Genomic DNA, 12,073 nt, shown 5'->3' on the forward strand with positions numbered 1-12,073 from the left:
CCGCGGCCCTCGGGCCGGTTCTTCCGGCCGCGGTGGCGCGGCGTTCAGACCGCCGCCCCGGCGAGGCTCGGTGAGAACCTGACCAGCACCGTGCGCAGGTAGAACCACCACGTCACGGCGAGGCAGGCGGCGTAGCCGGCGAGGAACACCAGCAGGGCGGCGTCGACCGAGCCGGTCTGCGCGATCGACGTGCCGAAGCCGCGCGGGATGAGGAACCCGCCGAGCGCCCCGACGGCCGAGGCGAGCCCGATCACGGCTGCCGCGTCCGTACGCCCCCGCGCTGCCGCCTCGGCCACGGCCCGCGGATCGTCGCCCGCCCCCGCCACCGCCTGGCTGCGAAAGATCGCCGGAATCATCCGGTACGTCGACCCGTTGCCCACACCGCTGGCCACGAAGAGCAACAGGAAGGCGGCGAGGAACGGGGCGAAGCGGTGCGCGCTGAGGCTGACCAGCACGCCGCCGACGCCCAGCGCCATGACGAGGAACGTCACCGCGGTGACCCGGCTGCCGCCGAGGCGGTCGGCGAGCCACCCACCGACCGGGCGGGCCAGCGAGCCGACCAGCGGGCCGAGCGCGGCGTAGAGCAGCCCCTGCATCTGCGGGAACTGTGACGAGATGAGCAGCGGCAGGGCGGCCGAGTAACCGATGAACGAGCCGAACGTTCCGATGTAGAGCCCGGACATGATCCAGCTGTGCCGGTTACGCAGCACCGCCGCATGCTCGGCCACCGAGGCCCGGGCCACGCTCAGGTTGTCCATGAACAGCCAGGCGCAACACGCCGCCACCAGCACCGGCAGCAGCCACAGCAGCGGGGCGTTCTGCAACCACACCCCGTCGCCCTGAGCCGCGCCGAGCAGCGGCACCGTGATCACCAGCGGCACCGCGAACTGCACCACGGCCACCCCGAGGTTGCCGCCGGCGGCGTTGACCCCCAGGGCGAAGCCCTTTCGCCGCTCCGGATAGAAGTAGGAGATGTTCGCCATCGACGAGGCGAAGTTCCCGCCACCGAATCCGGCGGTCGCCGCCGCCACCAGGAAACACCAGTAGGGCGTGCCGGGGTTGCCGACGCAGGCGACGAGCAGCGTGATCGGCACCAGCAGCAGGACGGCGGAGACCACGGTCCAGTTCCGGCCGCCGAAGCGCGCCACCGCGACGGTGTACGGGATGCGCATCACCGCGCCCACCAGGTTCGGCAGGGCGACCAGCCAGAAGAGCTGATCGACGGTGAACCGGAAGCCGGCGGCGGGGAGACTGACCGCGACCGCGCTCCAGAGCAGCCAGATCGAGAAGCCGATGTGCTCGACGAAGATCGAGTAGACGAGGTTGCGACGGGCGACCCGGCGTCCACCGCCGTTCCAGAATGCGTCGTCCTCCGGGTCCCAGTGCGTGATCCAGCGGCCCCGGCCGCTGGTCGGGGCCGCCGCCGCGTCGGGGGCGGCGGGCGGGGTCAGCGTGGCAGGCATGGCGGTAACTTCCCGCCGCGGCGTTGCCACCCGGTGACCTGGGCCGTGCCGGTCGCGTGAAATACCCGTCACCACCGCCGAGAGGCCATGGTGAAGCTCACCCGTCGGCCGGCAACGGCAGTTCGCGCGGGAGTGCCCACGACGGCAGCGAGCGGTCTCGGCTGATCAAGCGGGTACGCTCGAGACCCGCTGCAGGCTGCGCTGCCAGCCCTTACCCGGCGTCGGCGCGCGTCACCGATCGGATCCGACCAGCCGGTTTCAGCCGCGAGCCGGGCCGTCGAGCCGCCCAGTCTCGTACCCTCGCGCCGCTTCAGGGAGAGGTCACCAGGTGAGCACCCAGACGATGTTGTTGTTCGTGCTCGCCGCCGTCGCGGTCATCGTGGTGGTGCGGTGGGTGGCGGCCCGTACCGGCCTGCCGGCGGCGGCGCTGCTGCCGCTCATCGGCATCGCCTACGCGCTGCTCCCGGGGCCGAACATCAGCCTCGATCCCGACCTCGTGCTCATGGTCGTGCTGCCGCCGTTGCTCTACAGCGCCGCACTGGACTCCTCGTTGTTGGGCATCCGCCGGAACCTACGCATCGTGGTCAGCCTGTCCGTGGTGCTGGTGCTCTTCACCGCGTTACTCGTGGGAATCGGGTTCCACCTGTTCGTCGCGGGGGCGACCCTGGCTGCCGGCATCGCGATCGGCGCCGCTGTCGCGCCGCCCGACCCGGTGGCCGCCCTGGCGGTGGGCCGCCGGGTGAACCTGCCGCCGAAGCTGGTCACGATCATCCAGGGCGAAGGACTGCTCAACGACGCGACCGCGCTGACGATCCTCAGCGTCGCGGTGGCCGCGGCCGTCGGTGGTGAGTTCTCCTTTCCGGCGGCCGTGGGGCAGTTCGTGCTGGCGGCGGCCGGTGGCGTCGCCGTGGGGGCGGTCGTCGCCTGGGCGGTACGGCTGGCTCGACCGCTGACCGTGGACCCGTTGCTGTCCAACGCCATCTCGCTGGCGACGCCGTTCGTCGCCTACCTGTTGGGCGAGGAGTTGCACGTCTCCGGCGTGCTCGCCGTGGTGATCGCCGGGCTGGTCGTCGGCCACCACACGCCCCAGCTCGACTCCGGCGCCAGCCGGTTGCAGACCAGCGCGGTGTGGCGGCTGGTCGACTTCCTCCTGGAAGGCTTCGTCTTCCTGCTGATCGGCCAGCAGCTTCCCGAGGTCGTCCGGGGCCTGCGCCAGTACGACCCGTCCACCATCGCCATCGCCGTCGCGATATCGGTCGGCGTGGTGCTGCTGCTACGCCCCGCGTGGCTGGGGTTGACCCAGTCGCTCCCCCGGTCGCTGCACACCCGCCTGGGTGGCATCTCCGACCAGGACGACCCCGACGAGACCAGCAGCAGCCGGCAGGTCGCGCGCGCGGACCGCAACGCCCGCCGGCTCAACCGCCGCGAAGTGGTGGCGCTGAGCTGGTCCGGCACCCGTGGCGTCATCAGCCTGGCGGCGATCTTCACGCTGCCGCTGACCACCGAGAGCGGCGCGCCCTTCCCCGACCGCAACCTTCTGCTGTTCTGCACCTTCGTGGTCGTCCTGGTGACGCTCGTCGGGCAGGGCCTGACGTTCGCGCCGCTGGTACGGATGCTGGGCCTGCGCGCCAACGAGACCGACCAGGCTCGGATCCGCAACGAGGCCCGCTCGGCGGCGGTCGAGGCTGCCCTGGCCCGCCTGGACGAGGTCGCCGCCGACGACCGGGACAGCGCGGAGGCCGTCAACACCACCCGCACCCAACTGCTGACCCGGTTGGCGCGCTACCGCGGGCGGCTCGACCTGCTGGAGCAGACCGAGTCGGCCGAGCTACCCACCTCACCGCAGTACGAGACGGCGCTACGGGTCCGTCGGGCGGCCATCGGCGCGCAGCGAGAGGAGCTGCTGCGCTGGCGCGACGCCGGCCGGCTGCCCGACGAAGGGCTCCGCATCCTGGAACGGGAACTCGATCACGAGGAGTTGCTGCTCCCGAACCGGGCATCGCGCTGACCCGGTTTCCGTGCCGTCCGTCGGGGTACCGCCGCTTCAAGACCGACGGAGGGACGTGGCCGGTGAGCAACCCGGAGCAGCAGCGCGACGACGACATCGCGATTCCGCAGGATGCGGCGGCACGGCGGACCCGGGCGGCGCAGGAGGCGCACGGCGGGAGCATGGCGCCGGGGATGGTGGACGACACGGGACATCCGGTCACCACGGCGCCGGCCGACCGCCTGGCCGACACCGACGGCACCGACTGACGGCCGTTCCGGGCGCACCGACAGCGCCGCGGTGTCACCGATGGCGGCGGCGACGCGGGAGCGGTCCGTCAGGCCGTCGGACGGACCGCGATCACCAGGCCGTCCACCGGTCGGGTCGGGATGCGGTGCAGAGGGATGCGAAGGTCCTGCTCGGGCACCGTGTAGGCCAGGCGGGCCAGCCGCACGGCGAGATCCCGCAGCAACGCCACGGTGATCAGCTCGCCGGGGCAGCGGTGGCCGGTGCGTGGATCGCCACCGCCCTGCGGCACCAGCTCGAACGGCCCGATCTCCCGGCCGAGGAAGCGCTCCGGGCGGAACCGGTACGGCTCCGGCCAGAGTCGGGGGTCGTGGTTCTGTCCGTACAGATCGAGCAGCACGATCGCGCCGGCCGGGATGGGCACCCCCTCCCACGCCAGGTCGGTCACCGCCCGCCCGCCGACGAACGGCGCGAACGGATAGAACCGGCGGACCTCGTGCGCGTACGCCTCGGTGAACGCCGGTTCGGCCGAGCCGAGCCGGTCCCGATGCGCCGGCCAGCGGTGAAGCGCGTGCCCGGCGAAGGCCACGAACCAGCTCACCGCGACCGTGGGCCGGATGATGTTGAGCAGCTCGACCGCGGCGACGCAGGGGTCCAGCGTCTTGCCGTCGACGTCCCGGTGCTCCGCCACCGCCGCGACCGCGGAACCCGGTGCGGCGCTCGACTCGCCCCGGCGGACCTGCTCGATCAGCGTGGCCAGCCAGTTCTCCCGGCGGGTCCGGGCCCGCCGGGCCCGCCAGTGCCGGGGACCGGCGGTGGCGAAGCCGTCGACCATGGCGACGAGGTCGCCGGCGAGCACCGGCACCTCGGCCGGCGCGAGCGGGATGCCGGTCCAGTCGCAGACCGCCCGGGTCAGCACCTGGCTGACCTCGTCGAAGAGGACCACCGGGCTCCGGGTCGGCCAGTCCCGGGCGGCGGCCTGCCAGGCAGCGGCGGCCCGGTCGACCAGGCCGTCGATGCCGCCGTTCATCAGCAGCCCGACGAGCAGTTCCTTACGGACCCGGTGCGCCGCGCCGTCGAGGGTGTGCACCGCGTGGTGGCCGAACAGGGTGCTCTGCACCGGGCCCGGGATCGCTCCTTGCCGGCGGACGTTCCGCTCGTCGTAGAAGAAGCGCGCGGCGGCCGGACCGTGCAACGCCACGGCGCGCTGCCCCAGCAGCCGAGTCCGCAGTACGTCCGCGTCGGCCCGGCGCAGCCGGTTGGGCAGCCAGGCGTAGCCCTCCAGGGCGAGCGGAAGAGCGTTGTCGAGGCGAATGGTGGAGCGTGTGGGCATGGTGCAGTCCTGCCCGGCGGGCCCGGCGGTAAACCACGCCTCCTCGTTCAGGCGGGCCGGCGATCTGTGGTCAGGCGCGCGGTCCGAGGAACAGGCCACCACTCGCGTCGATGACCTGACCGGTGATCCAGCGCGCCGCGTCGGAGGCGAGGAAGGCGACCACGTCGGCGACGTCGTCGGCGCCTCCCAGCCGATCGAGTGCCGTCATCGCGGTGATGAGTTCGGCCAGGCCCGGCGCCTCGAAGGCCGATCCGTTGGTCGCCGTGCGGGTGGCGCCGGGAGCAACCGCGTTCACCGTGATCCCCCGGGTCCCGAGCTGGCTGGCGAGGGTCAGGCTCATCGTCTCGAGCGCGCCCTTCGTCATGGCGAACGACGTCTGGGTGGGGTTGGCCATCCGGGTCGCCACGGATGAGATGTTGACGATGCGGCCACCGTGGCGCAGCAGCGGCAGTGCTCGCTCGATGATGAAGTACGGCGCTCGTACGTTCACCGCGAAGAGGTGGTCGAACTCCGCGCGCGTCGTGACCGCGAGCGGGCCGGCGGGCACGGCCGCCGCGTTGTTGACGAGGATGTCGAGTGGCCGCCCGGCCAGGGCGGCCTCGACGCCCGCGAAGAGCGTCTCGACGTCGTCGTCCACACCCAGCTCCGCACGGACGGCGCGTGCGCTCCCGCCGGCGCGTTCGATCTCGTCGACGGTCGCCGCCGCACCGTCCTTGTCCGCGCCGAAGTGCACGATGACCGCTGCCCCGTTCGCCGCCAGGCGGGCCGCGATCGCCCGCCCGATGCCGCGCGACGCTCCGGTCACCAGAGCTGTCCTACCGGCCAGATCAGTCATGCTCATCCACCTCACGATGCGAGTTGCTACCGAACTGGTAGTTACTACCAGTGCGGTAGTGTCTATCACATGCCCGACCAGCACTCAACGTTGCGAGCACAACGACGAGCCGACACGCAGCGCGCGATCCAGGCGCACGCGGTACGGCTGTTCACCGAGCGCGGATACGACGCCACCACCGTGACCGACGTCGCCGAGGCCGCGGGCGTGTCCCCCATGACCGTCTACCGGCACTTCCCCACCAAGGAGGACCTCGTCCTCATCGACCAGCACGGCCGGCTCGTCGCCGAGCGGATCGCCGCGACGCCGACCACACAGCCCCTGGTCCGGCGCATCGGCAGCGCGCTCATCGACTCGGCCGCGACGTTGACCGGCGGCCGCGACGGAGACGCCCCGACCGCGAACGGGCAGTTCCTGCTCGCCCGCCTCCGGCTCATGATCTCGACGCCGGCCCTGCGGGCCAAGCACCTGGACAACCACTACGCCCTGCAGCAGGCCATCGTCGCCGCCCTCGCGGACGACGCCACCGACCCGGACGCGCCGTTCCACGCTCAAGCGGCGGCCAGCGCCTGCCTGGCCGCCATGCACACGGCACTGGTGCGCTGGGCCGAGGAGGACGGACGGAGCGAGCTGTCCGACCTGATCGCGAAGGCGCTCGCGGCCGCCTTCGGCGACGACATCGTCGGAACCGGTCCGGCGGACGCGTGAGAAGGACTTCCGCGGCATGCCATGGCGGCGCCGGGGCGAAACGTGTCAGTGAGTTCCGTTCGGGTAGTCCGCCGGATGGGATCGGGGCAGATCGCGGACCACGGGTTCCTGGCGGATGGCCGGAGCGCCGCATTGGTGGACAGCGCGGGTTCGGTGAACTGGTGGTGCCCGGCACGGTTCGACGCTCCGTCGGTCTTCGCCCGGCTGCTCGACGACGACGCCGGGCACTGGGAGATCCGTCCCGAGGGCCCGTTCCGGACCGAACGTGCCTATCTGGTCGACTCGCTGGTGCTGCGCACCGTCTTCAGTACCGCCACCGGCAGTGTGGCGATCACCGACGCACTGGCCTTGGAGCCGGGCGCGCGCGGCCATGACGTCGGTCTGCAGTCGCCGCGAGTGCTGGCTCGGGTGGTGCGAGGGCTCTCGGGCGAGGTCCCGATGCGGCTGCACTACCGGCCGCGGTTCGAGTACGGCCGGATGACCGCCCAGTTGGTGTGGCAGGACGCCGCGTTGGTCGCCGCCGCGGCAGCGGCCCGGCTGAATCTGCGTACCAGCGTTCCGCTGTCCGCCGAGGGCGGCGAGGCGTTCGGATCGTTCACGGTACGGGCCGGGGAAACCCACGACTTCACCCTCGCGTACGCACCGGCGTACAACGCCGGCCCGCCGGCGGTGTTGGACGCCCAACAGGTGATCGACGACGCGGCGGCGGGCTGGCGGTCGTGGCTCGGTCTGCACGACTACCAGGGTCTCTACCGTGAGCAGGTGCGACGCAGCGCGCTGGTGGTGCAGGGCATGACCTACCGGCCCAGCGGGGCGGTGGTTGCCGCCCCGACCATGTCGCTGCCCGAGGAGCTGGGCGGGGCGCGGAACTACGACTACCGCTACGTCTGGATCCGCGACTTCAGTTTCACCCTGGACGCGCTCTGGCGAGTGGCCTGTACCGACGAGATCACCCGGCAGGTGGGGTGGCTGGCCCGGTCGATGGGGATGGCCGAGGGCATCGTGCCGATCATGTACGGCGTCGAAGGAGAGCGGGACCTCACCGAACACCACCTCGACCACCTGGCCGGCTACGCGAACAGCCGACCGGTGATGGTCGGCAACGATGCCTGGCGGCAACGTCAGAACGACGTGCACGGTGAGACACTGAGCGCGGCCTGGCTGATGCGCGAGCACCTCGACCCGATACCACCGGATTTCCGGGACGTGTTCTGGGCGATGACCGAACGGGCCGCGCGGGACTGGCACCTGCCCGACGCGGGAATGTGGGAGGCACGTGACGCCGAGCGCCACTACGTGTCGTCGAAGGTGCAGTGCTGGACGGCGCTGGACCGGGCTGTCCGCTTCGGTACCCGGCTCGGCTCGCAGGAAGACGTCGCGCGCTGGACGACGGCCCGGGACGAGGTACGCCGCGCCGTGCTCAGCCGGGGTTGGAGCGAGCGGGTGGGGGCCTACACGGGTGCCTTCGACAGCGACGACCTGGATGCGTCGGTCCTGCTCATGCCGCTGGTCGGCTTCCTGCCGGCGACCGACCCGAGGATGCGGTCCACGATTCGGATGGTCGAGGAGCGGTTGTCCGACCATGGCCTGCTGCGTCGCTGGGAGGGCGACCCCGCCGGCTTCGTCATCTGCTCGTTCTGGCTGATCAGCTGCCTCGCGCTGGCCGGTGAGCGCGACCGGGCCGGCCAGCTCTTCGAGCGACTGACCTCCCAGGCCAACGACCTGGGTCTGCTCGCCGAACAGATCGACCCGCGCAGCGGAGAGCAGCTGGGTAACTTTCCCCAGGCCTTCTCCCACATCGGCCTCATCAACGCCGCCGGAGACCTGACCGACCTCGACGCCGGACACCGCGACTTTCCGCCGGCACCCGATCGCCTCATCCCCGCCAGTCAGGAAGGCCATCCGGAGAGCGAGCACTGACCGGGCCGGTAGGGCCTACTCGCGGTGGGCTGAGGGCCCTGGCCGCACCAGGTGCTGCGGAAACGTGACCGGTCAACGGTCCCGGCGGGCGTTGAGCCGGGCGGCCTGGCGGGTCAGGTGGTCGCGCTCGGCGAGGTTGGCGGCCTTTCGGGCCGCCTCGGCGTACAGCCGTGCCGCCGTCGCCAGGTCGCCGTCGCGCTCGTGGAGGTACGCCGCCACCGCCGTGCGGCGGGGCACCGCCTCGTCCAGCGCGGCGAGCGCTGCGAGCCCGGCTCGCGGTCCATCGGCCTCGCCGACGGCCACCGCGCGGTTGAGCCGGACGACCGGACTGTCGGTCAGGCGCGCGAGTTCGTCGTACCACTCGACGATCTGCACCCAGTCCGTTTCCTCGGCGGTGGGCGCGTCGGCGTGCAGGGCCGCGATGGCGGCCTGGGCCTGGAACTCGCCCAGCCGGTCGCGGGCGAGGGCCGCCTGCAGGATCTCGACGCCCTCGGCGATCGACGTGGTGTCCCACCGGCCACGGTCCTGCTCGGCGAGCGGCACCAGGCTGCCGTCCGGCGCGGTCCGGCTGGCGCGCCGGGCATGGTGCAGCAGCATGAGTGCGAGCAGCCCCGCCACCTCGGGGTGGTCGATCGCGGCCGCGAGTTGCCGGGTGAGCCGGATGGCTTCGGCGGCCAGGTCGACGTCGCCGGAGTAGCCCTCGTTGAAGACCAGGTAGAGCACGCGCAGCACGGTGGCGACGTCGCCGGGCTGGTCGAACCGCAACCCCGAGACGGTGCGCTTGGCCCGGCTGATGCGCTGCGCCATGGTCGCCTCGGGCACCAGGTAGGCCTGAGCGATCTGGCGGGTGGTCAGCCCGCCGACGGCGCGCAGCGTGAGCGCGACCGCGGACGACGGCGTCAGCGACGGGTGAGCGCACAGGAAGTAGAGCTGGAGCGTGTCGTCCACCCCGGGCGCGGGCCCGGGCGCCGGCTCGTCGTCGACGAGGTCCTCCCGCCGGCGCCGGGCGGCGTCCGCCCGGGTCGCGTCGAGGAACCGGCGCCAGGCCACGGTGACCAGCCAGCCCTTCGGGTCCCGCGGCGGGTCGGCCGGCCAGACGCGGACCGCCTCGACCATTGCGTCCTGCACGGCGTCCTCGCCCGCCGCGAAGTCGGCTCCGCGGCGGACGAGGATGGCGAGCACGCTCGGCATGAGGCTCCGGAGCAGGAGCTCGTTCACCTCAGTGGCACTCCGTGATGGTGGGCGACGCAGTCAGGAACGGGCGCAGCTCGAGCCACTCGTGGATCGGCTTCCCACCCGCGCCGGGAGCGGCCGACAGCTCCCCGGCCAGTTCGACGGCACGCTCGTAGCTGTCGACGTCGATCACCATCCAGCCGGCGATGAGGTCCTTGGTCTCGGCGAACGGGCCGTCGGTGACCGGCGGGCGCCCCTCGCCGTCGTACCGGACGAACGTCCCCTCGGGGGCGAGGGCCTGGCCGTCGACGAACTCGCCCGTGGTCTCGAGCCGAGCCGCGAAGTCGTTCATGTACTGCACGTGCGCCGAGATCTCCTCCGGCGCCCACTGGTCCATCGGCACGTCGTTGACCGCAGCCGGCGCGCCGCGGTAGTGCTTCAGCAGCAGGTACTTGGCCATCGTGTTTCTCCTCGGTGCTGGTTGCGACCCATTCTCGTCGCGCTCACCCAGGGGACGGAGCCGGCCACCGGTCCTCGACATCGCCCTCCGAAAACCGCAAGAACGAAGAGTCACTCCGTGCTGGGCGCGGCTCCGGACGACTCGGCGTGCGCCCGCTCCCCGTCCTGGTCGAACATCGTGAGGATCTCGACCGGCCCGCCCAGCGCGCCGATGGAATGCGGGATCATGGTGGAGAACTCCGCCGCCTCACCCGGACCGACCGTCAGCCGGCGCTCGCCGAGGTAGAGCACGGCGGTGCCGCTGAGCACGGTGAACCATTCCCGGCCGGGATGGACAGCCAGACTCCCGGGACCGGTGCGCCGTTCGGGAGTGATCCGCATCTTGGCCACCAGGCGGCCACCGTGCTGGGCCGCGTCGCGCGACAGCACCCAGGTGGTCAGACCGACCTCCTGATGCCGCACCGGCCGGATGATCACGTCGGCGTCATCGATCGGCTCCACGAGATGATCGATCGTGGTGTCCAGCCCATGGGCGAGTGCGACGAGCTGGTCGAGGTCGATGCGACGGTGACCCGTCTCGATCCGGCTCAGCGTCGACGCGCTGATGTGGCACCGGGCGGCGAGCGAGTCGAGGCTCCAGCCGCGCGCCTGGCGCAGTCCGCGGATGCGTTGACGAACGACATCTGACAGATCGGCCTGGGACATAGCCGCCACGATACTCGGCTTCTTGCCGAAATCGCAAAGCCCCTTGCCGCTATCGAATCGGACCCTACCGTTGAGCCCAGACAGCGCTGACCTGTCTCCTTCGCACAACTCAGCAGGAGTCGAGAAATGGACAAGGTTCACGGCCAGCAGGGATCGCCGCACGGGGAGCACCCCGCGTTCGGCCCGCGATGGTGGGAGCAGCACTACCAGGGGCACGCGGGTACACCCGGCTCGCCGAGCCCCCAGCTGGTGGCCGAGCTCACCGGCTTTCCCGTCGGGTCCGCGCTGGACGCGGGCTGCGGACGTGGAGCTGACGCGCTCTGGCTCGCCCGGCAAGGCTGGCAGGTGACGGCGGTCGACGTCTCGGCGACAGCCGTCCGCGACGCCAAGGACCTCGCGGCACGCCAGGAACCTGACGTCGCCTCGCGCGTCTCCTGGCTGGTGGCCGACCTGACGACCTGGGAACCCCCGGAGCAGTACGACCTGGTGCTCAGCCAGTACGTCCACCCCACCATGCCCTTCAGCGAGTTCGTTGCCCGGCTGGCCCAGGCCGTCGCCCCAGGCGGAACGCTGCTCGTCGTCGGGCACGCTCCTGGCGACGAGCACTCGGCGGCCCACGCCCCCGAGCAGGCCTCGATCGGTCTCGACGCGGTGACAGGTTCGCTGAGCACGGAGTTGTGGCGCGTCGACGTGGCGGAGTGCCGGACCCGCCAGGTCGGGCACGGTTCGACGGGAATGAGCATCCAGGACCTGGTCGTCAGAGCCCATCGCAGGCCGGCGTGAGGACGCCTCATTCCCAGGGAAGTTTGAGCAGGGCGAGTTCGGCCAGGCTTCGTAGGTCTTCGCGGCTGGCGCCGGAGGCGGCCCGGACCGCGAAGCCCTGGGACAGGGCGATGACGTACACCGCAGCGTGCCGGGGCTCGACGGTTGACGGAAGGTCGCCGGCCTCCCGGGTGCGGGTGAACCGCTCGGTGAGCATGACCTCGGCGGCCTGGCGGCGGGCGCACAGGTCGGCCCTCGTCCAGATCTGACCAACGACCCCTCGCGGTGGGCGATGAGCCGCTGCACGCATCTACACCGCGCCGCAGCGCCCGGCCGGGCTGCCCAGTGGGCAGCCCGGCCGGGCGGCGGGTACGGCGGTCAGGAGCCGCAGGTGTTGAGCATGCTCTGCAGCGCGGACTTCTCCGAGGACTGCAGGGTCAGGCTCCAGTTGTACTTCACGGTGATCCACATCTTGCTGTAGG

12 protein-coding genes are annotated in these 12,073 nt (G+C 71.8%); 5 read left to right on the top strand and 7 right to left on the bottom strand.

Annotated features, from left to right (window positions below; all coding sequences use genetic code 11):
• Positions 1 to 44: 44 nt before the first annotated feature.
• Complete coding sequence (locus ACIBBA_RS22310) at positions 45 to 1,463, bottom strand: MFS transporter (protein ID WP_396699895.1); 1,419 nt, start codon at positions 1,461 to 1,463, stop codon at positions 45 to 47.
• 343 nt (positions 1,464 to 1,806) lie between these two features.
• On the opposite strand from ACIBBA_RS22310, the gene ACIBBA_RS22315 reads away from it, so the two are divergent.
• Complete coding sequence (locus ACIBBA_RS22315; RefSeq protein WP_396699916.1) at positions 1,807 to 3,471, top strand: Na+/H+ antiporter; 1,665 nt, start codon at positions 1,807 to 1,809, stop codon at positions 3,469 to 3,471.
• Positions 3,472 to 3,533: 62 nt separating this feature from the next.
• Positions 3,534 to 3,719: a hypothetical protein gene (locus ACIBBA_RS22320; RefSeq protein ID WP_396699896.1), complete on the top strand. Its 186-nt coding sequence runs from the start codon at positions 3,534 to 3,536 to the stop codon at positions 3,717 to 3,719.
• A gap of 68 nt (positions 3,720 to 3,787) precedes the next feature.
• Here ACIBBA_RS22320 and ACIBBA_RS22325 read toward each other — a convergent pair whose 3' ends face one another.
• Both ACIBBA_RS22325 and ACIBBA_RS22330 read right to left on the bottom strand, forming a co-directional pair.
• A complete protein-coding gene (locus tag ACIBBA_RS22325; protein WP_396699897.1) occupies positions 3,788 to 5,029 on the bottom strand; it encodes a cytochrome P450 in 1,242 nt (413 codons plus the stop codon).
• Between the two features lie 70 nt (positions 5,030 to 5,099).
• Positions 5,100 to 5,870, bottom strand: coding sequence for an SDR family oxidoreductase (locus ACIBBA_RS22330; protein ID WP_396699898.1), 771 nt, complete (start codon positions 5,868 to 5,870; stop codon positions 5,100 to 5,102).
• A gap of 63 nt (positions 5,871 to 5,933) precedes the next feature.
• Here ACIBBA_RS22330 and ACIBBA_RS22335 point away from each other — a divergent pair, with 63 nt between their 5' ends.
• A complete protein-coding gene (locus ACIBBA_RS22335) occupies positions 5,934 to 6,572 on the top strand; it encodes a TetR/AcrR family transcriptional regulator (protein ID WP_396699899.1) in 639 nt (212 codons plus the stop codon).
• Between the two features lie 75 nt (positions 6,573 to 6,647).
• Complete coding sequence (locus tag ACIBBA_RS22340; RefSeq protein WP_396699900.1) at positions 6,648 to 8,492, top strand: glycoside hydrolase family 15 protein; 1,845 nt, start codon at positions 6,648 to 6,650, stop codon at positions 8,490 to 8,492.
• Positions 8,493 to 8,564: 72 nt separating this feature from the next.
• Here ACIBBA_RS22340 and ACIBBA_RS22345 read toward each other — a convergent pair whose 3' ends face one another.
• The 3 genes from ACIBBA_RS22345 to ACIBBA_RS22355 form a co-directional block, all read right to left on the bottom strand.
• Entirely contained in the window at positions 8,565 to 9,710 is a 1,146-nt protein-coding gene (locus ACIBBA_RS22345; protein ID WP_396699901.1) for an RNA polymerase sigma factor, read from the bottom strand.
• Position 9,711: 1 nt separating this feature from the next.
• A complete protein-coding gene (locus ACIBBA_RS22350) occupies positions 9,712 to 10,125 on the bottom strand; it encodes a YciI family protein (protein WP_357060071.1) in 414 nt (137 codons plus the stop codon).
• 110 nt (positions 10,126 to 10,235) lie between these two features.
• Positions 10,236 to 10,991, bottom strand: coding sequence for a helix-turn-helix domain-containing protein (locus ACIBBA_RS22355; RefSeq protein ID WP_396699902.1), 756 nt, complete (start codon positions 10,989 to 10,991; stop codon positions 10,236 to 10,238).
• On the opposite strand from ACIBBA_RS22355, the gene ACIBBA_RS22360 reads away from it, so the two are divergent.
• Positions 10,956 to 11,612 carry a class I SAM-dependent methyltransferase gene (locus ACIBBA_RS22360; protein WP_396699903.1) on the top strand — a complete coding sequence of 219 codons (657 nt, stop codon included), beginning with the start codon at positions 10,956 to 10,958 and terminating at the stop codon, positions 11,610 to 11,612. The genes ACIBBA_RS22355 and ACIBBA_RS22360 overlap by 36 nt on opposite strands.
• A gap of 7 nt (positions 11,613 to 11,619) precedes the next feature.
• Here the strand turns inward: ACIBBA_RS22360 and ACIBBA_RS22365 are convergent, their stop codons facing one another.
• Positions 11,620 to 11,808, bottom strand: a complete 189-nt coding sequence (locus tag ACIBBA_RS22365) for a hypothetical protein (protein WP_396699904.1) — start codon at positions 11,806 to 11,808, stop codon at positions 11,620 to 11,622.
• Positions 11,809 to 12,073: the final 265 nt, after the last annotated feature.

Origin of the sequence: Micromonospora sp. NPDC051006, assembly GCF_044456245.1 — a bacterium.
Lineage (GTDB): Bacteria > Actinomycetota > Actinomycetes > Mycobacteriales > Micromonosporaceae > Micromonospora.